The sequence below is a fragment of the Brevundimonas nasdae genome (genome assembly GCF_016654005.1).
Classification (GTDB): Bacteria; Pseudomonadota; Alphaproteobacteria; order Caulobacterales; family Caulobacteraceae; genus Brevundimonas; species Brevundimonas nasdae.
This window is the reverse complement of the sequence record NZ_JAEPWN010000008.1, coordinates 1-24,096: the sequence shown is the minus strand read 5'-3', so window position 1 is coordinate 24,096 and position 24,096 is coordinate 1. Positions and strand designations below refer to the sequence as shown.

Sequence of the window (24,096 nt, the reverse complement as noted above, 5' to 3'; positions counted from 1 at the left end):
GCTTCGCCCCTAATGACCGTGCTCGGCCTCGCCCTTGGCGAGTTCGGCTTTGAGGAGGAAGGCGTTGGTTCCGGCGATCCGTTCAGACCCGGTCAGACCCCGCAGGATTTCGGTCCGGCCGCCCGCCTGGCGTCCGGCCAGCACCGGACGGGACTGGAAGCCCTTGGCCACCTGAACAAAGACGACGGTGTTCCCGTCAACGGTCTGGACCGCCTCGCTTGGAACGGTTAGGCGGCCCGCGGTGTCGCCGGTGACGATGGCCCCGGATACAGCCGATCCGGCCGGAGGCAGGACAGACCCCGTGGGCCGAGCGCGTATGACGGCGCCGCCGTTCGCACCGCCCGCGCCCGCCGCGACCCCGGTCACGACGGCGTCGAAATCCCCTCCAGAGCCGCTGACACGCAGCGGCGCCCCCGCCTGCACATCGACAGCCAGGGCGGGCGGCGCGGTGAAGACCAGTTCGACTCTGGCGGGGTTGGTGACCTCGGCGACGACGCCGCCCTGGGCGACGAACCCGCCCGGTCCGACCTGCACGCTGGTCACCACCCCGGCGATGGGGCTGGTGACGCTCAGTCGACCAGCGACATTGGGCGCACCGGCTGCGCTGGACCGAGCACGCGCCGCACGGGCGCCCGCTTCAGCGCTGAGCAGTTGCGCGCGTGACGCCTCCACCTCCTGTCGGGCCACCACGCCCTGTTCCGCCAGATTGCGGTTCCGCTCATAGACCTGACGCGCCGCCTCGGTCTGGGCGGCTGCGGCGTCAGCATCGGCGCGGAAGGTCGCCGCTTCACCGCTGACAAGACTGGCCAATGGCTGACCGATCCGCACCGTCTGGCCGGGCGACACCAGAACCCGTTCGACCCGTCCGCCGACCGAGGCCGCAACGGCGGCGCGCGCGTCAACCATCGGTTCGACGCGGCCAGCCAACTGCACTTCGGCCCCGCCTCCCCGTCCGACGCCGACGACAAGGATGTTGGCGCCCTGGATCTGGCTTTCGCTCAGTTCGACAAAGCCTTCCGGCGCATCGGCTTCGCTTTCGGCCTCTGCAGCATTGCTCTCAGCGACAGCGGGGGCCGCGTCCGGCCCGCGCGACAGCAGGTAGAAACCACCCACGGCCAACAGAATGACGGCGGCGGCCCCGCCGATCAGCAACGTCTTGTTCGATGTGCGCTGACGCATCATTCAGCTCCTTGGAAAGGGGCGCGGCCGTCCAGGCGCGCCAGTTCGATTTCCGCGCGGACGCGGGCGAGGCGCGCATCAACAGCGGTGGTCCGCGCAGAGATCAGGGCCGCGCGGGTGACGCGCAGCTCAAGCTGCGAGATGCGCCCAGCGTCAAAACCGATCCGCGACAGGCGATAGGCCTCCTCGGCGGACCCCACCCCGGCGTCGGCCGCAGAAACCCGGCTGACCGAGGCGGCCAGACGCGCCTGGGCCGCAGCACGATCGGCCTGTGCTTCCTGGCGGGCACTGGCCAGCCGCGCATCCGCCGCACGGAAGTCCGCCTGGGCCGCTTCGATATTGCCCCGGTTCCGGTCGAACAGAGGCAACGGCATGCTGACGCCGAACGTCAGGGCGGTGGCGTCCTCCATCTCATAGCGGCGCACCCCCACGCTGGCGGTGATGCCCGGTCGTGTGCGGATGCGCTCCACATCAATCCGCCGTTCTGCGGCTGTTCGCTCGGCCTGCGCGACACGGACAGTCGTCGGGTCCGCTGATCCGGCGAATGCGGCGGCAGGCGACCGATCCAGCAGGCTGACGTCGATGCCGGTCACCGGCGAGGGCAGCATGGCCACGGCGGTCAGCCGTGCGAATGCAGCGTCCCGTTCGGCGACGGCCTCATCGCGACTGGCGCGCGCCGCTGCGGCTTCGCTTTCGCCCTGGATGCCGCGCAGCAGAGGCTCCCGTCCCTGCTCAACTAGGATCAGCGCCGCACGCGCATCGGCTATGGTCAGGCTCAGGCTGTCTTCCGCCAGCACCGCACGCCGTTGCGCCGCCTCGGCCTCGGCATAGACCTGGGCCAGGCGTCCCGCCGCAGTCAGAACGACCAAGTCGCGCTGCAGGGCCGCCGTCCCCGCGTCCGCCCGCGCCGCATTGATGCGTGCGGTTCGGCGTCCCCACAGTTCCAGATCCTGACTGAAGGACAGGGTGGTTTCGGCATTGTCGAGCCCCCGATAGGGCCCGCTTCCGAAAACATTCGAGGCATCAAGGCCCAGCGTCGGATTGGGTCGGGCACGGGCTTGGCGAACCCGCGCCTCGGCGGCCTCCGAAAGGGCTTCGGCCTCCTGGCTTGCAGGGGTTTGATCGAGCCGCGCCAGCAAGGCGGGGAAGGAAGGCGCCGGGTCAGCCCAGGCGGGGCTGGCCAGAACGGCCGACAGTGCGGCCAGCGCGCAGCCGACCGCGAAGCGCGGCGGCCGACGATGAGAGGCAGACATGAGTCATTTTCCAGCAGTTTGACACGAGATCACGCGCACGACGGCGCAGACGTCGGGTCAGACTCTGGGAGGGCGCTTCAGACCGTCGGGCGAAATCGACGACGGGAAATCACTGGAGGGGAAGGCGTGGACGGGGCGCGCATGGATATGCACAGCGATGTCGTCGCTGGCGTCGGTTCGCGCCGTTCCGTTGTGATGGCAATGACCGTGAGCGCATAGGCCGTGGCCTTCACCCAGCCCGCCCTGGTCGGCGTCGCCAGAGTCCTGGTCAATAACCGCGTGCGCATAAGGGCTTTCCGGCGCACAGACCTCGGCGTCAGCGATCGGGGCGACAAAGAACACGGCCGCGACCAAGGTCACCGCCAAAATCAGTCTCGCCCATGTCGCCATCGACCATGTCATCGCGGGCTGGATACTGTCATCCGAGCGCCCAGGCAATCCGTTATACTGTACGACCGCCGCGACTATTTGACGAACTCAGGGCTCGACGCCCAACTCAGGCGGCCCGCAACGCTTTCGCCCGGCAGGGATTACAACCCCATGCGCGGCGAACTGGACACCTATCAGGCCAAGCGACGGTTCGGGGAGACGCCCGAGCCCAAGGGGCGCAAGGCTGCGCGATCCAAGGGCGGCCTCCGCTTTCTGATCCAGCGCCACGCGGCGACGCGGCTGCACTATGATTTCCGCATAGAGGCGGACGGGGTGCTGAAATCCTGGGCCGTGACCAAGGCCCCGTCGCGCGACACCTCCGTCAAACGGCTGGCGGTCGAGGTTGAGGACCATCCGCTGGATTACGGATCGTTCGAGGGGACCATCCCCAGCGGCAACTACGGCGCTGGAACCGTGCAGATGTGGGACGTCGGAACCTGGGAGCCGCAGGAGCCTGACCTGGAAGCCGCCTGGGCCAAGGGGCAGATCAAGATGATCCTGCACGGTGAACGGCTGAAGGGAAAATGGGCGCTGATCCGGCTGAAAGCGGATCGAGACAAACCCCAAGGGCGCGGAAAGCAGCGCAACAACTGGCTTCTGCTCAAGGAAAAGGACGAATACGCCGTGGCGGGCGAAGGCGATGCCCTGTCCGAAATCGACGCCTCGATCACCACAGGCCGGTCGCTGGCCCAGATCGCCGATGGCCAGACCCAGTGGACATCCTCCAAGCCGACGGGACGCAAGGGCCCCGACAAGCCAAAGCCCACCAAGGCGGCGGCGTCCACAGCGACCAAACCGCCGCCGTTCGTTCCGATTCAACTGTGCAAGGCCGTCGACCATCCGCCCGGCGCGGCGGGCTGGGCGCATGAGATCAAGTTCGACGGCTATCGCATCCAGATCGGCGTCGGCGGCGGAAAGGCAGTCTTGAGAACCCGCAAGGGCCTGGACTGGACCGACCGGTTTGCCGAACTGACGTCGGATGCGGCGGGTTGGCCCGACGCGGTGATCGACGGCGAACTGTGCGCGCTGGATGACGACCACATGCCCGATTTCAGCGCGCTTCAGGCGGCGATCTCGGACGCCGACACCGACCGCCTAGTCTACTTCGCCTTCGACCTGCTGTTCGAGGGCGGCGAGGATCTGCGCAAACTGCCGTTGTCGCACCGCAAGGCGCGGCTTCAGGCCTATGTGGACCGGGTGGGCAAGTCGGGCGCGGCGCGGCTGCGTTACGTCGAGCATTTCGCCTCGACCGGTCAGGCGGTGCTGGAGAGCGCCTGCCGGATGCATCTGGAAGGCGTGATTTCGAAGAAGCTGGACGCCCCCTATCACGCCGGGCGCTCCACCAGTTGGGTCAAATCCAAGTGCCGGGGCCGCGACGAGGTGGTGATCGGCGGCTGGTCGTCAGAGGGCGGCACGCGCTTCCGCTCTCTGCTGGTCGGGGTGCGGAAGGACGGGGGCCTGCGCTATCTGGGGCGGGTCGGGACGGGTTATGGCGAGGCCGTCACCCGCACCCTGGTCCCGGCCCTGAAGGCCGAGGCGGCGGACAAGAGCCCATTTTCCGGGCCGGGCGCACCCAAGGCGGCCAAAGACATCCACTGGCTGAAACCTGTGCTGGTCGCCGAGATCGAACACGGCGGATACACCGAGGCTGGGTCGCTGCGTCAGGCGGCGTTCAAGGGGCTGCGTGAGGACAAGCCCGCCGTCGAGGTCACCCAGGCCCCGCAGCCGCCCGCCGACATGAAGCCGCAGAAGAAGACGACCACGACAGTTCGCCCGACCTCGAAACCCGGCAGGGTCACGGTCGCTGGCGTCACCTTGTCCAGCCCTGACAAGGTGCTGTGGCCCGCTGTCGGCGACCGGCCTGCGATCACCAAGGCCGACCTGGCGCGGTATTATGAGGCGGCGGCGGAGCGCATCCTGCCGCATGTCTCGGATCGCCCCACATCCATCATTCGCGCGCCCGAAGGCATTGCCGGCGAGATGTTCTTCCAGCGCCACGCCATGAGCGGATCGAACCCGCGCCTGAAGCTGATCGACGTCAAGGCGCGCACCCCCTATGTCGCCGCCGTCGATGTCGGCGGGCTGGTCGCCATTGGTCAGTCGGGCGGACTGGAGCTGCATCCCTGGGGCTGCAAGCCGGGCGACCCGGAGACGCCGGAGCAGATCACTTTCGACCTCGATCCCGACGAAGGCCTGGATTTCGCGGACGTGATCGCGGCGGCCAAGGTGGTGAAGGCGAGACTGGAGGACCTGGGCCTGACGCCCTTCGTCAAGACAACCGGCGGCAAGGGTCTGCATGTCGTCGCGCCCATCAAGACCGACGCCCGATCCCGGGTGACCTGGGACCAGAACAAGGCCTTCGCCAAGGCGGTTTCAGAGGCGATCCGCCTCGATGCGCCCGACCGTTTCACCACGACCCTGGCCAAGAAGGCGCGGGGCGGCAAGATTTTCATCGACTATCTGCGCAACGGCCGCATGGCGACGGCGGTCGCGCCCTGGTCGCCGCGCGCACGGCCCGGCGCCGGGATCGCCTTTCCTCTGTCGTGGGACCAGGTGAAGCCGGGCCTCGACCCGGCGGCCTTCAACCTGTGGACCTACCCTGCCCTGCTGAAGAAGTCGGACCCATGGGCGGACTTCCGCGCGTCAGCGACGAACCTGAGACCTGCGCTGAAGAAGATGGGCCTCTGACCCCCTCTCCTCCTTGCCCGTAAAGGATCAGGCGGCCGACTTCTTCTTGGCCGCAGGCTTCTTCGCCGGCGCCTTCTTGGCAGCGGGCTTCTTGTCGCCTCCGCCGCCCTTGAGGCTGTTCTTCAGCGCCGCCATCAGGTCGATCACATTGGTGTCGTCCGGCTCTGCGATGTCGACCACGCCCTTGCCGCCCTTGGCCTTGGCCTTGATCATCTCGCGCAACGCCTCGTCATAGCGATCCTTGAACTGGGAGGCGTCGAAGTCGCCCTCCTTCTGGCCGATGATCCGCGCTGCGATCTCCACCATGTCGGCGTCCGCCTTCACCGTCGGGATATCGTCGAAATAGTCGGCGGCGTCGCGCACCTCGTCATGGGCGCGCAGGGTGTAGGCGATCAAACCCTTGTCACGCACCTCCAGTGCCAACTGCCGTTCCTTGCCACGCAGCACCAGCTGCCCCAACGCCACCTTGCCCTGTTTCTTCATGGCATCGCGGATGACGGCGAAGGCTTCGACGCCCGCCCCCTTTTCCGGCACGACAAAAAAGGGATCGGCCCAATACAGGCGGTCGATGTCGGCTTCATCCACGAACCTGTCGATGGAGATTGTCTTTGTACTCTCCAGCTTGACCTGATCGAAGTCGGCGTCGTCGAACAGGACATATTCGTCCTTGGACACCTCATAGCCGCGCACCAGATCGCTGCGCTCCACCGGCCCGGTGTCCGGGTCCGTCGGCACCATGCGGATGCGGTTGTTGGTGTCTGGATTGATCAGATGAAACCGCACGTCATTGGTGCTGGTCGTCGCCGTGTAGAGGGCCACCGGACAGGTGACCAACGACAGTTTCAGATGCCCTTGCCAGGTCGGACGTGCGGCCATGTTGCTTCTCCCTTGGGCAATGGAATGCGTCAGGCGCGTTTCCGTTCGCGACACGGGAACCGACATCGCATAATCACATAAAGATATCTTTATATCTTGATTGACATGAGCGGCGATTGTGGCAATTTCCAATGGTCGAGGTTCTTCACGTCGCTCTCGGGCGGCGCGAAGCTAAGAGGGAAGCCGGTTCAACGCCGGCGCTGCCCCCGCAACTGTAAGCGGCGAGCTGAAGGTCCATCTTGCGTCACTGAGGGCATCCGCCCTCGGGAAGGCCGGACCCGAAGCCGTGACCCGCGAGCCAGGAGACCTGCCCCGACAGATAACGTCCTCCGGCGGGGTGTCCGGCCAGGTCGCATGAACGTCGCGCCGGAAAGATTCCGCGTGGGCAGTCGCGCGTCCCTGTCCGCTGTCTCGCCACAGCATCAACGGCAGAGACCATGGCGAGCAGCGAATTCACCTTCATCATCAAGCGCACGGCGCTCGACGAGGATTACCGCCCTGCCGAGAACACGCGGATCACAACCAACTTCGCCAATCTGGCGCGCGGTGAGAGCCGTCAGGAGAACCTGCGCAACACCCTGAGGATGATCGACAACCGCTTCAACTCATTGGCCCATTGGGACAATCCCAAGGGCGATCGCTACACGGTCGAACTGCAGATCATCACCATCGAGATGAGGGTCGCCCCCGGTGACAGCGGCGAAGCCTTCCCCCTGATCGAAATTCTTCAGACGACCATCATCGACAAGAACACCGGCGAACGCATCGAAGGCGTCGTGGGCAACAACTTCTCCTCCTACGTCCGCGACTACGACTTCAGCGTGGTTCTGCCGGAGCATTTGAAGACCCACCCCAATGCTGGTCCGCCAGCAGGCTTCGGCGATCTGCACGGCAAGCTGTTCAAGCATTTCCTGAACTCACGCGCCTATCGTGATAATTTCAGCAAGCCGCCCGTCATTTGCCTGAGCGTGTCCAGCAACAAGACCTACCACCGGACCGGCGCCGAGCACCCTGCCCTGGGCCTCGAATATGAGAATGACGAGTTCTCGCCGACCGATCAGTATTTCGCGAAGATGGGGATGAAGGTCCGCTATTTCATGCCGCGAAACGGCGTGGCCCCCCTGGCCTTTTACCACATCGGCGACCTGACGGCCGACTACACCGATCTCGAACTGGTCAGCACCATCAGCACGATGGAGACCTTCCAGAAGATCTATCGCCCCGAGATCTACAACGCCAACTCGCCCGCCTCGGAACAGTATCAGCCCAGCCTGAAGTACCAGGACTATTCGCTGACCCGGATCGTCTACGACCGCGAAGAACGCAGCCGCCTGGCCGTCGAACAGGGCAAGTTCGTCGAGGAACGGTTCATCAAGCCGCATCAGGCCGTTCTCGACCAGTGGTCCGCCAACTTCGCCGCCTGATCAGACCCAAAACAATAAAGTCACCACCATGAAAACTCTTCTCCCCACCTCGACCGCCGGCAGCCTGCCCAAACCCGCCTGGCTGGCCCAGCCCGAGACGCTGTGGTCGCCCTGGAAACTGCAAGGCGACGAACTGATCGAAGGCAAACAGGACGCTCTGCGCCTGTCTCTGAACGACCAGCTGAACGCAGGCATCGACATCGTCAGCGACGGCGAACAGACGCGCCAACACTTCGTCACGACCTTCATCGAACACCTCGACGGCGTCGATTTCGAAATCCGCAAGACCGTCAAGATCCGCGATCGCTATGACGCCAGCGTCCCGACCGTCGTCGGCGCCGTCGGCCGTCCGAAGTCGGTCTTCGTGGATGACGCCAAATTCCTGCGCCAACAAACCAAACAGCCGATCAAATGGGCCCTGCCCGGGCCGATGACGATGATCGACACCCTGTATGACGACCACTACAAGAGCCGCGAAAACCTGGCCTGGGAGTTCGCCAAGATCCTCAATCAGGAAGCGCGCGAGCTTGAAGCCGCTGGCGTCGACATCATCCAGTTCGACGAACCCGCCTTCAACGTCTTCTTCGATGAGGTGAACGACTGGGGCGTCGCGGCCCTGGAAAAGGCCGCCGAAGGGCTCAAGTGCGAGACCGCCGTCCACATCTGCTACGGCTACGGCATCAAGGCCAATACGGACTGGAAGAAGACCCTCGGCTCGGAGTGGCGGCAGTATGAGGAAGCCTTCCCCAAGCTGCAGCAGTCCAGCATCGACATCATCTCGCTCGAAGCCCAGAATTCGCGCGTGCCGATGGACCTGATCGAGCTTATTCGCGGCAAAAAGGTCATGGTCGGGGCCATCGACGTGGCCACCAACACCGTGGAAACCCCGGAAGAAGTCGCCGACACCCTGCGCAAGGCCCTTCAATTCGTTGACGCCGACAAGCTCTATCCCGCCACCAACTGTGGCATGACTCCCCTTTCGCGCCGCGTCGCGACCGGCAAGCTGAAGGCTTTGGGCGCAGGCGCCGAAATCATCCGCAAAGAACTGTCCGCCTGACAGATGATCGAAGCGGGCGCTCGGGCTTGATGACAAAAGCCCGCGCGCTCGCCGACGCCGCTCTGAATGCGGCGCCCCAGGGTTCAAACACATGAACATGTTGAGCAACATCAGCGATGATGCTGAGCTGCGCCGCCTATTCGGCCGCTTCCCAACCGGCGTCACCACCCTGTGCGCCATGGTTGGCGGTCAGCCGGTCGGCATGACCGCCAGCGCTTTCGTCGCCATCTCGCTGAAGCCGCAACTGGTGTCCGTCTGCATCAAGCGCGGCTCCAGCACCTGGCAGCAATTACGCACGCGGAAACGCCTTGGCATCTCATTCCTGAGCCATGGCCATTCTGCCGTTGCACGCCAACTGGCCCAGAAGACCGGCGACCGCTTCCAGGGCCTGGATTACGAGACAACCACCGACGGTGCCCTGTTCCTCGCCGACGCAACGGCCTGGCTGGAATGCTCAGTCGAAAACGAAATCCCCGCGGGTGACCACGACATCGTCCTCTTCCGCCTGCACCGGGCATCGGTCGCCGACGACATCACGCCGCTGGTGTTTCACTCCAGCGACTTCCACACCCTGGCCCCCATCGATCAGTTGGCTATCTGATCCCGGCGTCGCGCCTCATTCCCACTCGATTACTGAACATCGATCCACATCACTGAATATAAACAAGAAACTTAGAGTGGAGAATCACTGATACCCGCACAATGCCCGGGAAAATATAGTACCGTTGAAAAGTAAGAAGAAATCGAGGTTATCAAAAATGTGTGATAACTGTATCTTTTGGTGCCTTTTGGAGCAAGTGAGACCGAATTTCTGTCTTTGCACCCCAAAAACTGATTCGACTTGTACTGTAACATCTCAGATCGGCGTCATCGAGCGAATGGGTATCAGGGGTCATCCCCGCCATCTCGACAACCATCGTTGGTGAAACGCCTGCTTGAGGCGTTCAATGGAGGGACGGGGCCACACGCCCCGCCCCTCCGGAAGCGATCCTAGGCCCAGACCTTGTTCAACACAGCAGCGGCAAGCGCTGCCTTGTCCTGCGGCAAGAACCGACCGTAGTGCGCCTGCACTGTCGCGGGCGCGTCCTGGATCGCGTAGCTGGCCTGCTCATAGGAGCCTGTTGTCTTGAGCACATGGGTAGCCAGCACGTCGCGTACGCTGTGAGGCCCATGCGGCAGCAGACCAGCGATGGCGCCCCGGCCGGTGTATGGATTGTAGATCCCGTATCGCTGGATGGTCAGACGCCAGGCTTCGTAGAAGGTGGTCTGATTGTACGCGGCATTGGTCGAGGTGCGTTTGCGGGTTTTCACGAACACAGTACTTGGATCGTCGGCCCCTCCCAGCAGCACCCGCCGATGCACGGTCACGTAGGCGTCCAGCCAACCGTAAAGACCGTCGAGGTCCGGTAGCAACAAACGAAACGGTCGCTTCGCAAAATAGGCCGAGCCAGCGTTCTTGAACGCCGCACAGGGCACGAAAACCTCCCAGGCGGCCTCGCGGTCGCTCCAGCGGAGCTCGCCGCACTTGAGCCTCTCGAGCTCCCGTTCGGTCGTCGGCGCGCGGTCTTTGGGACAGAGAAGCATCTGCCGCAGGTTCTTCTGACGAAGGCCCAAATGGAGGCCAAGGCGCAGCATCAGCAGCGCCCGAACACTCTCCGCCGCTCCGCGGGGATAACGTCGTGCATCAGGCATACGTTTGAGGATTTCCGCCGTGATCTTCCGGTACTCGCCCACCGGACTTGAGGCCTCCAGGATTGGTAAGAGCGGCTCGAACGGGTCCCGGTGGATCCGAGCTACCCGCGTGATTTCCTTGGCGCGCTGAAGCGCATGGGCATTGAGGCGGCTACAGGCGGCCTCCCAGTCACGACGGACGTCATCAACCTGATCCCCGCTGACCAAACCCGAGATCGGAACGAGCCGCTCAGCAGCCATGGGCTTTGACGTAGCCAGCCGGTCTTCTCCCCCGTCAGAGCCGCAGCCAACAGCAGCATCTCTGCTTCCCAGCCGGTGAAGAACCCACGGCGACGTTCTCGCCATTGGACGTACCAGTTCTGCGGTGCACCTTGGACGAGGCCCTGGATCCGGACTTCGACGTGAACGTCGCCGCATTGCTCGCGGCCTTGGGGCTCGACCTCTCTGAACTCGACCTGGTCCTGGACCTGCGAGCTCCGGCCTACGAGCCGTTGCACGGTCTCGTGGGCGTGGTCCAGGCCGCGCTGAGCGCTTCGTCTACCATGACCAACGCACGAAGCCTCGTCGTCATGGCCGCGTCCTTCCCGGACAGTCTCGCCCATCTCAAGACCTCGCTCGAGCTGTTGCCGCGCAACGACTGGCTCTTTTATCGTACGCTCGCGGCCGCCCTGCCCAACGGCGCAAGACGCCCTGCGTTCGGCGACTACGCGGTGGCCGCCGTGGCTTTCCCAAAAGGGGATATGCGGTTCATGTGCGGGGCGCCGAACGTCCGCTACGCAACGACGAGCGGATGGCTCGTGGCCCGGCGCAAGCGCCTCAAGGGTGAGACCAATCAGGCCTATCCTGGACTTTGCAAGCTGATCACCGGAGCGTCCGCCTACCATGGCGCGACCTATTCCGCGGGCAGCGGATACATCAGTGACTGCGAACACGGACGCGTCAGCCGCGGCAACGCGACCACCTGGAAGTGGGTCGCCACCAACCACCACATCACTGTGGTCTTGGACGATCTCGCCAGATTGCCCGCGCCTTGAGCGTTTCGCGCACGCGCATGGACAGCTCACGGCGCGAAAGGGCTTCGATCAGTTGCTGGTACAGCTCCTCGCGTGGGCCACGAAGCTTCCGCTCAGCCGTATTCAGATCGCGCAATATCTGAGCCGCTTCCGGCCGCCAGAGGAGTCTGGCCAGAACGATGGGATCGACGGTGCGATTGACGCGCTCTTCCCGAACCCGCCGCAACGCAACTTCGCCATTTGAGAAACGCGTCGCGACAACCACGCCCCACCACTGAGGGAGCAATGGCAACGCCGCGTCGAGGTGGCGCTCGGCGACGATCAGCGAGGCTTTGTCCACGACGTCGCCGTACGCAGCGACCTGCGCTGGAAGCCGCGTCAGGGTGTCGGCCTCGGCCTTGATTTCCAATCCCCGGATGTGGCCGTTGATCACCGCGATATCGACCCGGCACGAACCATGATCCAAGCCTAGCTCGTCGATGACCAGCGTATCCGGGCTACGGACGGCGGCGCTGAGCATTCGCGCATAGACAGCGCGCCGCACATCTCCGTCCTTGAGAAGACTCGTCATGGTCCGGGGATACTGCCTGCCATTCTCCTTCGGCAAGCCGAGACTTTTCGGTGGGGGATAATCGTCATCCCGACACACCCGATCAATCACCGACAATGGCGCGAAAGATTTGAGGTCTCCGGCCAATCTCGGGGGCCGCGATAAGCCGCGGTATCGCGCGCTGAGATGCCATTCGGGCTCGCCGCTTTGACATCTACAGTCATATCAGGGCTTTCGGTTCCGTTTCCGGGCCGATCTCAGGGGATGGCATGGGTCTTCAGCAGCTCGACTAGAGGTTCAGGCAGAGTGCGCGCGCCCTCGCGGATGCTCGTGCCGACCGTCCTCATAATGCGCGCAGACACGCTCCGGAAGCCGCGCAGGACACCGAACTCCTGTGGCTTCAGAACGGCGACGGTGTCGAAACGGCTGATCCTTTCTTCGGCGGCAGGATGGGTGTCGGCCTGCAAGGCACGACGGCTCAGTACGATGTCACCGACCTCGCGCAGGTTTTCGAGGGCCAGCAGGAGGACGACGCCGCCAGCGCCCCCCGCCAGATAGGGACTCTCCATGAGGAAAGGGAATCGCTCGACCTCATAACCGATGCGAAGCGCGAACTGATCTGCGGCGAACTCCTCTGCCTTCGCGTCGGCCTCAAGGCAGCGCCCATGGTCCAGGTCGTGATGACCGTATTCGTGAGCGATGGCGAAAATCTCCATCGCTCGCGCCACTTGCTCCATCAGCATCACCTCCTGGGGCGAGGAAGGTTCATACGGCGTCAGGATGTGGGTCCCGGTCACGGCGAACGACATCTGGATCCTCAGCCAGTACCACATAAGCGCGGGCTGCCTTGAAAGCCGAGCCAGCGCCTCCCGCTCATCCCAGTCCGGTGACTGCCAGAATACGGGATCCAGAAGCAGCGTGCGGGTGAACGCGCGTGCGATCAGGCCGCAGTACCGAAACAGGAAGGCCCCCACGGTGACGATGCTCTCATCAGTCATCGTCACATTGATCTTGGCGGCGATCGGTCCAAGCCTGGGCTCCACGCCGCGGGCTACTCTTTCATAGGACGACAGACCCAGCCGCGCCATGGCCGACTCCACATCCGCCGTGAGACGATCAAAGGCGATTTCGACGTCCGGACTGACACCCGGGCTGGTGACCGGGGCCGCCTCCTGTCGAGCGGCATGTGCGGCAGCGATGGTCGCGATCTGCGCCTCAGTCCACCCAGCGCGTGCGAGCGCCGTCCGCATCCGCCGATCATCATTCAAGGTGTCATGGTCCGGATCGACCAGCGCGGCATACTCGTCCTGTGCGAGCCGCTCGAAGATCTGCGGCCAGAGCTGGGCGGAAACCTCGGTCTTCTTCACCATCGCCAATCCAAAAATCCCGAAACTCAGCCATGCCATTTGTAGACGCGATGGAAAGTCGCATCGGGCATCTTGAGCATGTCGAGTGGCGTCGCGGGACTGATGTACTCCGAGATCGCCTCCAGCGCTGAGACAGCCGCCGCAACCTCATCTTCATGCTCGGGCTGAAGCAGGCCCTGATCCGTCAGATCCTCTTCATTCGTGACGACGATCAGATCGATATCGCCCACGTCGCCATCACCGGTCAGATAGCTGCCATACAGAAACAACGACTTGATCCGGATGTCGCCGACCGCCGCCTCGTTATGCGTTTCGGCCCAGCTAAGGATGGCGTCAAAAATTTCGTCGGCCTCGTCGCGCGGGAGTCGGGGACGGACGATGTGCTGCGCGAGGGACATCCCCTTGGTCGTCGGTACGGCTGTTCCGGGCTCCAGCCATCCCTCCGATGTGAAACAGGTGATCAGGCTCGTCGCCTCGGCTGTACAGATAGCCAGCCGGCCACTGAGGAACTCCGGCGTCATCCGCTTTGGCGTTACCGTCGGGAAGCTGCCTGACCAGTCGTACGCAGTCGGAAGATCGAGGAAGGCCTTGAAGGCATCGCGAATCTCGAGCGGCGCATGGCCGCAGATGTTCTCGGGTAGCTGCATTCATGCTCCATATCTCGATCCGACCGTGGCGCCGACCGCCGATCTTCCACTTCCTCACGCCGGACCGACCTAGGCCCGGGGGATCATCTGGACCTCCCTCGATCCGGCGGCGGCGGTGCCCGTCCTGACTCGATCAGGCGCGCGAGGATTTGCTTGCGCGTCACGACAGGTGGGAGGCTTCGGACGAACCGCTCGAGATCGACCGCCAACATCCGATCGTCGTGGGCGCCCCCCCGTTCTGAGCCGTAATACCTCGGCGACACCGCGCCTCGGCCAGACCCCAGAGGCCAAGCGCCGCGACGAAGGCGACGACCTTCTCCCAGTCAGCCGTCCATCCCTCTCCCGGTGCCAGAAGAACGGCCAGCGCCGCCATACAGGCCAGACCGGCGGTGATCCGGGCGGGGACGGTTCCAAGGACGAGCAGCAGACGTTCCATCTGCGAAGCTTAGGTCGGGTCGCGTGATCGCAGAGGCATCGGATCCGATCAATACCGACGGTGCGCCCTGGCGATGACTCCCGTGACACCCGCACGGTCCGCCGCCACGACGACCCGCACCTTGTCAGCCTGCAGGCCTTTGACGACCTGAAAGACCGGGGTGTCTGGCGTCATGCCGATCCAGCTGCCCTGGAGTCCGCCGACCTGCACGACATCGTCCAGATCATGATCGGTCAGATCGATCATCCCGCCGGCCAGTTTCGACTGCGATACGATGTAGTCGAGCAGTACCGGCGTGACCGCACCGGTCGGCGCCCCGCCGACATCCGTCCGCACGATCGCGACGACCTCCGCACCGAAGCCGTCGAGCGCCTCCAGCAGGGGCTGATCACCGGAAACCGCCAGGAAATTGCGATCGGCCACGTCTCCCAGCACAGGTCGAAAGGCCTGGGCGCGGGTCGGACGGCTCCGCAAGGCCAGACCCAGGGTCGAGTGATGACGGGTCCAGTCCGCCGCCTCAGGGTCACGGGCGGCGATCATATCCAGAATGGATTTGTGCAGGGCGTTTAGGTCCAGCCCAAGGACCGGTTCGTGGTGCGCGACGCGATTGCGAAGCCGGTTGATCTCGCGAACAAGGATCTGGACGTCCGCCCGGGTCAACCCGGGCGCCAGGTGGGGCAACACCCGGCGAAGATGGACCTGCCATAGCGGGCGGTCGTAGTCGGGTCTGAACAGGTTCGACCAGAAGTCGAAAGTGAGCGCCGCGACGATCTGCTCCCGACTGGCCCTCGCCTTCTTGTCGTCCTCGATCCTTGTGATCGCGGTATCGATGGCCTGAACGCCGACCGCCGGCAGAAGCGCCCGGAAGGCCATCTCCCGAGGCCAGTCCGCGCCGTATTTCTCGACCAGGAGCGCATCGATCCCGTTTCGCAGCACGACTTCCACCATGTGCAGCGGATAGAGCAGCGCCTTGGCGAGTCTGGCGTTGTAGAGATAGAGGCCGACCGCATGATCCACGTGGTAGCCGGCGGCGGTCAGGTAGGTGTCGAACCGGGTCTCGGACAGCGCCGCCCTCAAGGCCGCCAGCCGGGCTGGGGTGTAGGGATAGGGAACTTGACTCTCAGCCATCAAAAACTACCTTGTCAGCACCAGCAGTCGGTGCGGCCCCTCTGACCCGTGGTCAAGCGCCCCCGGCAACGGTTTAGAGCCCCGGGACAGGCAGCGCCTCTCCCGGGGTTTCGCTTTCCGGGCCTCTTCCATCATGATTTCGGATCGAACCGTGGACCAGCCCCTTCGGGTACGGTGACGGTCGGAGAATATGCCCGCCCCTCCTCCCAGGCCTCGACCGCATTGGACCACTCCTGCGCCATATGCCGCCGTTGGGTCTCGAACTCTGCCTTGTTGTAGACGCCTCGGGACGAGCGCTCCTCGTGCGCCAGGCCTTTCTCGATCCAGTCCGAGTTGAACCCCATCTCGTGGAGAAGCGTGGACGCCGTCCGCCGAAGATCGTGGACAGTGAATGGCTCGAGGGCCAGCGCCTGTTTTTCAGCGCGCTCGGCGATGGCCGTGGTCACCCGATTGAACGTCGCCTTCGACATCGGCGCATCCGCGTCATAGCGCGACGGCAGGATGTATTTCGAGTTGCCGGCGCAGGTCTTCAGGGCGACCAGGATGTCGACCATCTGGGTCGAGAGATAGACGTTGTGTGGCCGCGATCGCTTCATGCGGGCCTTCGGGATCGACCAGACAGCGTTTTCGAAATCGACCTCGTCCCAGGTGCCGTCCTGCAGTTCGCTCTTTCGGACCATGCTCAAGAGCACGAACTTCAGGCCGAGCCGGATGGTGGGAAGCGTCGCCACCTCGCCGAGCAGACCCAGCATGATCCTGATCTCGGATGGCGACAGGCTGCGATCCCTGGGACGGAAGGTGGCGATCGACGCCGGCCCCACGCCGTCCGCCGGATTGTTGATCTTCTCCCCATGAAGGATCGCCCAGCCATAGATCTGTTTGACGATGTCACGGACATGGATCGCCGTCGCCGGCGCGCCGCGGTCCACGATCGTCTTGCAGTGCGCTCGCAGATCGTCCGGCGTGATCTCCGAGAGCAGCCGGCTCCGCCATTTGGGCAGAACCTCCCGGTTAAAGATCGACCGGCGCATGTTGCGCGTGCTGTCGGCCATGGGCGCCTTGTCCATCCAGGCCTGGGCGACATGCTCGAAGCTTCGGGACTCCTGCAGCCGACGTTTGGCCCTCTGCTTCTCGATCGCCGGAGAGGCGCCTTCGGCGATCGTCCGCTTGATGTCGAAGAGACGTTCGCGGGCCTGGGCGAGGCTGAGACCGCCTCGTCCGTAACGTCCGAGCGTCACGGTCTCACGACGTCCGTTGAAGCGATAATCGTAGCGGAACGAGATCGCACCGCCGGGCGAAACATAGGCGTACATGCCGTCCCTGTCGGTACTTTTGTAAGCCTTTGTTCTGGGTCGCAAATTCTTGAGCGCAGCATCGGTAAGCACGGTAAAATCAACTCTCTCGGCCGTTGATCGATTTCGGCCGAATTTCAGAGGGTATTTTTCTGCGTTTTCAGCTACTTGAACCAAAACGATACCGTCAGAGGTCTCGACCTGCTCATGACGTTATGGGTGAGAGTCTTCCGGATCAACGCCGCGCCGTACCGTCGGCGGAGACGGCAAAACGAAAAAAGACCCTCCGAATGATATCGAAGGGTCTCGTTAGAATTCACAATGTTGTCAGTGCTTTACGAGGCCATCCGGAAGCGATTCCGAAAGGCCCCGAAAGGCCCGAATTATTCCCACTCGATTATTGATTGGCAGCATAACGCCTTGAAATATCGCCATTAAAAATATTTTTTACGGCGATATACCGTCAGCTATCCCGGCAAAATGGCTGGCTTTTGAAATTATTGGATTTTTCCGGGATGCCCCGAAAAACCGTACTTTCGGGATCTATCGTCAAGCGAGGAACGCAGGAAACAATCCGACTCGATCCATGCATTCCGCCGATTTCACGATGTAGCTCTATCATCAAAGCAGCTAATTGTCACGCGAGGCCGGAGCGCGAATGGCTCGCGCATTGTCACCAAGTCAGTCGTTTTTCGCGCTGATAGCTTTCCAGCCCCATGTGCTTCGCTTCTTGTCGAAATTGATAACGGCTAGGCCTTCCACCCGATCGCCATCGACGACCCTGGATTCTGCAACGATATCCGGCGGAATAAAGATGCCAGCGGAAGTGAAGCCGAGGCCATTACGGACTTCGACATCGTCGTTGAAAGGCTTCAGCACATCCGTTCCAGGCGATCGGGTGGTAGAGGAAACCGACAGCGTCCGAGTCCGCGCACCTTTCCGGCTATGATAGCGGGTCGCCCGAACCGCGACAGCCTGTCCTATCGTTGCTGAACCGGTAAAGTCGGCCAATGGAAACGTGCCGTCGATTCCCTTAGCCACCACAAAATGGAGGAGCGACTTGGCCCGGTTGATGTGATCGATAACGCCGCATAGTTCCGGCACAACGTCATCGCTGGCGCCGTTCCGTGGCTGAATCCGATGCACCATCGCCTTCCATGGTTCGGCGGTCGACACCTCCATCTGCACCCTGATCGGAGCGCCCGACTGGCGGCCCCGCACGTCCGGGTGCCCCGCAGAGACGCTGATTTCTAAAGGCAGAGGGCTGGCCTTCACGAATATCCGCCGGCGTGTCCGATCCTTCTGCCCTTCCTGCCCCTCGATCACGAATTCGTCGCCGACTAATGCATCGGTCCAAGGGAGATGGGCGAAGAGCAACTCCTCGGCGCGCGACTTGAAGCGATCGTAGAACGAACGGCCCGGGGTAGATGGTGCCGCGGCAAGGAACCAGGCGCTTTCCGCCATCCGCTGGGCGTCGATGGGAATGCGGGTGCCCTCGCGACGTCTATGTTCGATCACCCGTTCCACTTCGGCTCTCGCCTCACCGGGATGATCGGCGGCGACCAGGGCCGCGAACTTGAGACGCAGCTTGCTGACGAACGTATCGTCCTCCGAGCAAGTCAGCGCCTTCGCATAGCACGAAAGGCGCATAACCGGCTCCACCTTGAGGTCGCCGATCAACTCCCAGGTCCAATATTCGCCTGCCTTGCTGCGGGCGAACTCAGTCGCGAGCAGTCGAGCCTCATCTAGCCGTTCGAGGCCGCGCAGCAACTTTACCATGTTCAACTTCAGCCAGACGTTCTCAGGGAACAGCTCCAGCCCGCGCTCAAGGTAGGGCAGGATATAGTTCATCTCCGCTGGAGATCCGCCCTTCGCAGCTTCCTTGGATGCGCGTTGCAGCACCGTTTCCGCAAGCGGGGGGAAGGTCTTGCCGTCGTCGAGTCGGGACTCCTCGAAGTCCTCGCGCCGGAACGAATCCAGCCCCCACAAGCGTGCGAATGCGGCGAGGCGGAGATGGTCGCCATGGGACAACCGGACCGCCTGCTGCATCATGCAGCTATGTAATAGACCGGACTCCGAGATGCCGAGCTTGAGATAGGTGTTGAGGTGCCGCTTGACGGTATCGATGGCGCTCGGCGCCAAATCCTGCCCCCCAGCCGCTCGGAAGATCGCCTGGGTGGCCCGATAGAGCTCCCAGCCGAAAGCAGTCTTGTCGTCCTTGGTCAGACCGCCTTTCGCCATGAGTGCCGCAAACGCGCCAACGGCCATGTCGTGCTGGCCATCCTTGCCGAGCTTTCGGGCTGCCATGACGGCACGACGATCATCGTCGACCAATGCCAGCGCCCGCTCTCGGTGTTCGGCGAGAAGCTCATTTCCACTAGGGACCTCAAACTTCGTCAGCAGGCGCAGATAGCCATGCAGCGATGCCTGATCCCGGTCGGCGGCATGCCGCTTCACGAGATCGATCAGACACCAGCCGTAGGCGCCGACCTCCCATTCGTTCGCCTCCGGCGCCGCAACCAGTTCCGTGGCGAGTTTGAACGCTTCATCGAGTTGGCCGCCCTTGCGCAAGGCCGTGACCTGCTGCCCCGGCTTCACGGGATGACCTGCGCAGTGAGTATCTCAAGCACCTCGGGCAACAACGTACCCGCTGGGACGCCCTGCCTCCCCCCGACGTTGATCGGCATGCATTTCGTGAACCGATCTCGTCCGTCGTAGAAGACATCGACGACGGCAGCATCACCGCCACGCGAGAAGGTGTAGCGCTGGCTCCACGCCTGTTCCTTCAATCCCACAATGTGGATTTGGCGTTCCCTGAGAAGAGGCAACAGGCGGTCGTGGAACTGTGCAAGGAAAGGGCGGCTTGGCGATTGCAGGCCCGACGAGCCACCCGTGCCGGCGACTGGCAGTGCCGAGGCAATGGACTGACCGACCAACGGCCGAAGAAGCTCGCCTAGCTGCTCGCTGAAAGCGCCTGCGGGGGGCACAGCCACCGCCGTAACCTTAAACTTGCCATTGTAACTGATGTTGGCGCGGGCGGTGTTGAGGTCGCGACGCAGGTAGAAGGCTTCCTGGTACTGGTGATGCGCGACATCGTCGATCTCGATGCCCGTCTCCCCGAGAAGGTCCCGCACGCGCGCCAGAACACCGAGGCGGAATGCCTCCTGGGGCGATATGATTGAGGCGGTGCCTCCCGCCTGCGCAGCTGCCGAGAGCTGCCCATCCGTCGATGTCGTCGATACCTCCGAAGGCGACCACCAGTCAGGCCCGGCGACCTTCAACCTGACTTCGGGCGGGTCGATCATATACAGCTTCCCGCTTGAGCGGGTCATGGCCGTATAGAGCCAACGGAAATACTCGGCCGATCTCGGATTCTGGCCAGACGGGCAATTCACGAACACATGCCCCCATTCGCCACCCTGCGCCTTGTGGCAAGTCACCGCGTAGCCGAACTTTACGCGGAGCGCGTTAAAGTATGGGTCCTGGCGTATGATCTGGCTGAGGCGTTCTCGGTCGTGGCCGCGCTTCAAATCAGGGTGACGCTTGAGGAAATCCACATAGAGCGCGCGCTGCTGCGCAGCGTCGAGCCCGGCCCCGCTATCGTGAAGATGATCGTCGAGGATTTTCGCGGTCAGAACGGTCTCGGCGCCATCTGGCGACGAAACGGTTATCTGGATGTCGCGGAACACTAACGACACCTCGATGACGTCGACTGCCCCGGTCTCCTCGTTACGGTATCGGAGATTGACGGACCGCCGCTCCACCATGGTTTCCGCATCGACGACATCGACAAACTCACCGTTAGCCAGGAAGCTGCCGTTCACAACGGCGTTGGCGGTGACGATCAGCCGATCACCGGCCGCCACGAAGTCACGTAGGGGGAAAAGTGCATCCCTGATCGCCCGGTTGTAACTGGCCGCTTCGCTGTTAGACCGCGTAATGACGATCGGAATGTTCGCTTCGCCGGTAGAGCGTGCCGCCATATATAATGGGAGAACCTCGTCGGCGCGGAGACGCAGGACATCTTCGCCGAAGTTGAAGCTGAGGCTACCAAATGTGCCCTTTGAAAGGCTATCGCGAAGCGGCATGACGTTACGGATAATCCCGCTATCCGCCTTCTGCCGCAGCACTTCCTTCAACTCGTATTCGGCCGCATCCAACCCGAGGTGTTTGTGGAGGTACTCCGTATCAAGCGCTGGGGAGACGGACATCCCCACCGGGGGAAGCTGAGCGGGATCGCCTACGAGGATAATCTTCCGGTCGGTCTCGCCATGCTCGAATCCGACATAGCTAATCAGGTCGTGCAACAGGTATCCGGTTCCCGATCGGAAGAACTCGCTCTCCGAATAGACGTCCGAAAGAAGCGACGCCTCGTCCACGATATAGACCGTATTGGCCTGATCTTGGTTGGACGCGATCTCCGCATAGAACTTGAACGTCTCCGACCCAACCTCCTGATCCCCCTTCGTATATTCCTTCAGGTCGCTGAAGTTGTAGATTTGGCTATGCACCGTCCGCGCGTCGCGCCCGGTCTTCTCCGAGATAATCTTCGCCGCCCGCCCGGTCGGTGCTGCGAGGCGGAAAGCGCGACCCTGTGCCGAAAGATATTCGGTGATGCCCTTGGCGAGGAAGGTCTTGCCGGTGCCCGCATAGCCCTTGAGCAGGAATACACGCTGCGTCGGACTGGAGAGGAATGTGGAAAGCGCGTCGAGGCAGGCGGCTTGGTCGCTCGACAGACTTTCCGTAAAGGCCTCGTGAAGTGTGATGCTGGTCCGAAGTTGGCGCACCCTCGGATCGACTTCCGCCATCGCGCGGGAGACCTGCTCCCGTATGCGCCGGACGCGCTCCTCGGGAAACTTGAGTATGTTCGATGACTTACCCGGGACCGTCGGCTGCCGCTCGGCAGACACGTCCTGCGTTTCCACCATGGATGGAACCGAGAGGGGATTGGCGTTCTGCCTCGCTGGAGTCAGCCATTCGATGTCGGGACGCATGAAGCGGCAGAACCAGCACGAAAGAGACCAAGCATCTTCCAAAAGAGCTTCAGCTTGTGCCGGCGTAACCTTCCCGTTGTGTGCGGCATTGTTGCCGACCTTCCGGATAGCGTGAAATTTGGAAAGGAGACGGGCGTCGAGCAGGTCTGCATTCTCCAGCAGGACCAACCTGTCGAAATGCGAATGCGCCGGGTCGTACTGAAGTCCCAGTTGGCCAAACAGTTTGACGACCATCGTCTCGGTAAGCCCACGCAGCCGGATGGCCACGAGGTCCGGCTCATGCGGTCCAGCCTGTTCCGCCTTTCTCCCGAGATCATGGAGATCTGGCCAGAACCGCTGAAGGAAATTGAAGCTGTCGGAGTGATCTCCGATCATTTCGCTGCACTCCGAACTACAACGCTCGCCGAAATGTCAGACATACCCATTACCGTCACTACCCGCCCCCTCATCGTCGTTTCTTAACTGGCCGCGTTGTTGGCTCGCGCGGCCATCTCGGCGCATCGCGCCATGAGCGCCTCGAACGGTTCTGCGTCATCGAAGAGCAGCCCATCCTCGACCATGCGGATATAGTCGTCCTTCAGCGCTTTCGCGCCATCGCCGACCGGCACAAGTTGCAAGCCGCCGTTGACGGCCATTGCATAGTCGATCGGCGAGCGATCAGCCGCTTTCTCCGCAAAGAACATCGACTTATGGCGAGCGACCGCGTTCGCCAGCTCGCGATCCGCGAAGGCAGCGTCCGCAAGCCCGACTTCATCGAGCCGGGCGACATCATGCCAATGCCGGGCGAAGCGGTCCCCGCGCAGCCGTTCCTGATGGCAGAAGACATGGATCGCGGTCGCCTTCTCCCAGAACGTCCGCTCGGCGTGCATGACGCGCGGACGCGCTGTCGGGAATATCAGGCCATCGATCAGGCCGGAGGCATCGCAGACAACATCGCGCAAACTGGCCGGCTCGCCCGTCGACCGCGCGCCGAACTCCAGCATGACACTGGGGGCGACATAGCCCGATCCGGTTGCGGTCGGTTCGTAGTCGATAAACAGCCGATCACCTTCGACGCGGATCGCCGCAGCCAAACCTTCCGTGGCCAAGGCGTCGGAGATCACCGGCTGCACGACAGCGTCAACCCATTCCGGTAGCCGGCGACGAACCTCGCTGGACCAGCGCTTTTCCTCGCTTCGCGTTTTCGGCAGGGCTCTGTTGCAAAGATTGGCGGCAGTCAGAGGTAGGCTGTCGCTCTGCGCCGATCAGGCGGCTGCTGCGAAATGGTGGTTGAGCATGCCCATGGCCTCCGTCAGCGCCGAGGGCCCAATGCCAAAAGCTCTCTCCACAAGGCGCACCTCGCCCCTGATGCCGGGCTGCAGGCACCAGGGGCGAGCCTGTCCTTTGCGCAGGGCTCGCATGACTTCGAATCCCTTGATCGTGGCATAGGCCGTGGGGATCGATTTGAAACCGCGCACCGGCTTGATCAGTATCTTGAGCTTTCCGTGATCGGCCTCGATCACGTTATTAAGATACTTCACCTGCCGGTGGGCCGTCTCCCGGTCCAGCTTTCCTTCGCGCTTCAATTCGGTGATCGCTGCACCATAGCTCGGCGCTTTGTCGGTATTGAGCGTGGCAGGCTTTTCCCAGTGCTTCAGGCCTCGCAGGGCCTTGCCCAGGAACCGCTTCGCTGCCTTGGCGCTGCGGGTCGGCGACAGGTAGAAATCGATCGTGTCGCCCCGCTTGTCGACTGCCCGGTACAGGTAGGTCCACTTGCCCCGCACCTTGACGTAGGTTTCATCCAGGCGCCAGCTCGGATCAAAGCCACGCCGCCAGAACCAGCGCAGCCGCTTCTCCATCTCCGGGGCGTAGCACTGGACCCAGCGATAGATCGTCGTATGGTCGACCGAAATGCCGCGTTCCGCCAGCATTTCCTCAAGGTCGCGATAGCTGATCGGATAGCGACAATACCAGCGCACCGCCCACAGGATCACATCACCCTGGAAATGGCGCCACTTGAAATCCGTCATCGTTCCGTCCGTCCAATCTCCGCCAAGCATGCTCAAGCTTCACGATTTTTGCAACAGAGCCC

General features: G+C 62.9%; 20 protein-coding genes and 1 riboswitch. Of the genes, 5 read left to right on the top strand and 15 right to left on the bottom strand.

The features are described 5' to 3' along the window. Positions 1 to 9: 9 nt before the first annotated feature. Genes JKF87_RS12465 through JKF87_RS12455 form a run of 3 tightly spaced genes read right to left on the bottom strand, consistent with a single transcriptional unit; the run spans position 10 to position 2,822 of the window. Positions 10 to 1,179 carry an efflux RND transporter periplasmic adaptor subunit gene (locus JKF87_RS12465; RefSeq protein ID WP_201100217.1) on the bottom strand — a complete coding sequence of 390 codons (1,170 nt, stop codon included), beginning with the start codon at positions 1,177 to 1,179 and terminating at the stop codon, positions 10 to 12. Further along, on the bottom strand, positions 1,179 to 2,432 hold the full coding sequence (locus JKF87_RS12460; protein ID WP_201100216.1) for a TolC family protein: 1,254 nt from the start codon (positions 2,430 to 2,432) through the stop codon (positions 1,179 to 1,181). Before JKF87_RS12460 ends, JKF87_RS12465 begins: the two co-directional genes overlap by 1 nt. 57 nt (positions 2,433 to 2,489) lie before the next feature. Continuing rightward, entirely contained in the window at positions 2,490 to 2,822 is a 333-nt protein-coding gene (locus JKF87_RS12455; RefSeq protein ID WP_236261358.1) for a hypothetical protein, read from the bottom strand. Between the two features lie 150 nt (positions 2,823 to 2,972). On the opposite strand from JKF87_RS12455, the gene ligD reads away from it, so the two are divergent. Further along, complete coding sequence (ligD, locus tag JKF87_RS12450; RefSeq protein ID WP_201100215.1) at positions 2,973 to 5,549, top strand: DNA ligase D; 2,577 nt, start codon at positions 2,973 to 2,975, stop codon at positions 5,547 to 5,549. 27 nt (positions 5,550 to 5,576) lie between these two features. Here ligD and ku read toward each other — a convergent pair whose 3' ends face one another. Beyond that, the gene (ku, locus tag JKF87_RS12445) at positions 5,577 to 6,425 is read right to left on the bottom strand and encodes a non-homologous end joining protein Ku (RefSeq protein ID WP_201100214.1); all 849 of its coding nucleotides are present in this window, start codon (positions 6,423 to 6,425) and stop codon (positions 5,577 to 5,579) included. 121 nt (positions 6,426 to 6,546) lie between these two features. Next, positions 6,547 to 6,754, top strand: a riboswitch (cobalamin riboswitch). A gap of 108 nt (positions 6,755 to 6,862) precedes the next feature. On the opposite strand from ku, the gene JKF87_RS12440 reads away from it, so the two are divergent. From JKF87_RS12440 to JKF87_RS12430, 3 genes are all read left to right on the top strand, one after another. After that, positions 6,863 to 7,849, top strand: coding sequence for a DUF1852 domain-containing protein (locus JKF87_RS12440; RefSeq protein WP_201100213.1), 987 nt, complete (start codon positions 6,863 to 6,865; stop codon positions 7,847 to 7,849). 28 nt (positions 7,850 to 7,877) lie between these two features. Continuing rightward, complete coding sequence (locus tag JKF87_RS12435; protein WP_201100212.1) at positions 7,878 to 8,906, top strand: methionine synthase; 1,029 nt, start codon at positions 7,878 to 7,880, stop codon at positions 8,904 to 8,906. 91 nt (positions 8,907 to 8,997) lie between these two features. Continuing rightward, the gene (locus tag JKF87_RS12430) at positions 8,998 to 9,507 is read left to right on the top strand and encodes a flavin reductase family protein (protein WP_201100211.1); all 510 of its coding nucleotides are present in this window, start codon (positions 8,998 to 9,000) and stop codon (positions 9,505 to 9,507) included. A 389-nt stretch (positions 9,508 to 9,896) separates the two neighbouring features. Here the strand turns inward: JKF87_RS12430 and JKF87_RS18390 are convergent, their stop codons facing one another. After that, complete coding sequence (locus JKF87_RS18390; protein ID WP_236261357.1) at positions 9,897 to 10,838, bottom strand: hypothetical protein; 942 nt, start codon at positions 10,836 to 10,838, stop codon at positions 9,897 to 9,899. Positions 10,839 to 10,969: 131 nt separating this feature from the next. Here JKF87_RS18390 and JKF87_RS12420 point away from each other — a divergent pair, with 131 nt between their 5' ends. Continuing rightward, complete coding sequence (locus tag JKF87_RS12420) at positions 10,970 to 11,632, top strand: beta family protein (protein ID WP_201100210.1); 663 nt, start codon at positions 10,970 to 10,972, stop codon at positions 11,630 to 11,632. Here the strand turns inward: JKF87_RS12420 and JKF87_RS12415 are convergent. From JKF87_RS12415 to JKF87_RS12370, 10 genes are all read right to left on the bottom strand, one after another. Continuing rightward, the gene (locus tag JKF87_RS12415) at positions 11,589 to 12,308 is read right to left on the bottom strand and encodes a sce7726 family protein (protein WP_201100209.1); all 720 of its coding nucleotides are present in this window, start codon (positions 12,306 to 12,308) and stop codon (positions 11,589 to 11,591) included. The two genes, JKF87_RS12420 and JKF87_RS12415, sit on opposite strands and share 44 nt — an antisense overlap. Before the next feature lie 110 nt (positions 12,309 to 12,418). After that, positions 12,419 to 13,531 (bottom strand): M48 family metalloprotease, encoded by a 1,113-nt coding sequence (locus JKF87_RS12410; RefSeq protein WP_201100208.1) that lies wholly within the window; start codon positions 13,529 to 13,531, stop codon positions 12,419 to 12,421. A gap of 23 nt (positions 13,532 to 13,554) precedes the next feature. Beyond that, on the bottom strand, positions 13,555 to 14,175 hold the full coding sequence (locus JKF87_RS12405; RefSeq protein ID WP_201100207.1) for a nucleotidyltransferase domain-containing protein: 621 nt from the start codon (positions 14,173 to 14,175) through the stop codon (positions 13,555 to 13,557). A 160-nt stretch (positions 14,176 to 14,335) separates the two neighbouring features. Further along, a complete protein-coding gene (locus tag JKF87_RS12400; protein WP_201100206.1) occupies positions 14,336 to 14,611 on the bottom strand; it encodes a hypothetical protein in 276 nt (91 codons plus the stop codon). Positions 14,612 to 14,659: 48 nt separating this feature from the next. Continuing rightward, a complete protein-coding gene (locus JKF87_RS12395) occupies positions 14,660 to 15,739 on the bottom strand; it encodes a hypothetical protein (RefSeq protein WP_201100205.1) in 1,080 nt (359 codons plus the stop codon). 131 nt (positions 15,740 to 15,870) lie between these two features. Further along, complete coding sequence (locus JKF87_RS12390) at positions 15,871 to 17,124, bottom strand: tyrosine-type recombinase/integrase (RefSeq protein ID WP_201100204.1); 1,254 nt, start codon at positions 17,122 to 17,124, stop codon at positions 15,871 to 15,873. Positions 17,125 to 17,712: 588 nt separating this feature from the next. Next, positions 17,713 to 19,629, bottom strand: coding sequence for a DUF7017 domain-containing protein (locus JKF87_RS12385; protein ID WP_201100203.1), 1,917 nt, complete (start codon positions 19,627 to 19,629; stop codon positions 17,713 to 17,715). Beyond that, the gene (locus tag JKF87_RS12380) at positions 19,626 to 22,400 is read right to left on the bottom strand and encodes an ATP-dependent DNA helicase (RefSeq protein ID WP_201100202.1); all 2,775 of its coding nucleotides are present in this window, start codon (positions 22,398 to 22,400) and stop codon (positions 19,626 to 19,628) included. The genes JKF87_RS12385 and JKF87_RS12380 overlap by 4 nt, the downstream gene beginning before the upstream one ends. 83 nt (positions 22,401 to 22,483) lie before the next feature. After that, positions 22,484 to 23,215, bottom strand: coding sequence for a nucleotidyl transferase AbiEii/AbiGii toxin family protein (locus tag JKF87_RS12375; RefSeq protein WP_236261370.1), 732 nt, complete (start codon positions 23,213 to 23,215; stop codon positions 22,484 to 22,486). 54 nt (positions 23,216 to 23,269) lie between these two features. Continuing rightward, positions 23,270 to 24,034: an IS6-like element IS6100 family transposase gene (locus JKF87_RS12370; RefSeq protein ID WP_001389365.1), complete on the bottom strand. Its 765-nt coding sequence runs from the start codon at positions 24,032 to 24,034 to the stop codon at positions 23,270 to 23,272. Between the last annotated feature and the right edge of the window lie 62 nt (positions 24,035 to 24,096).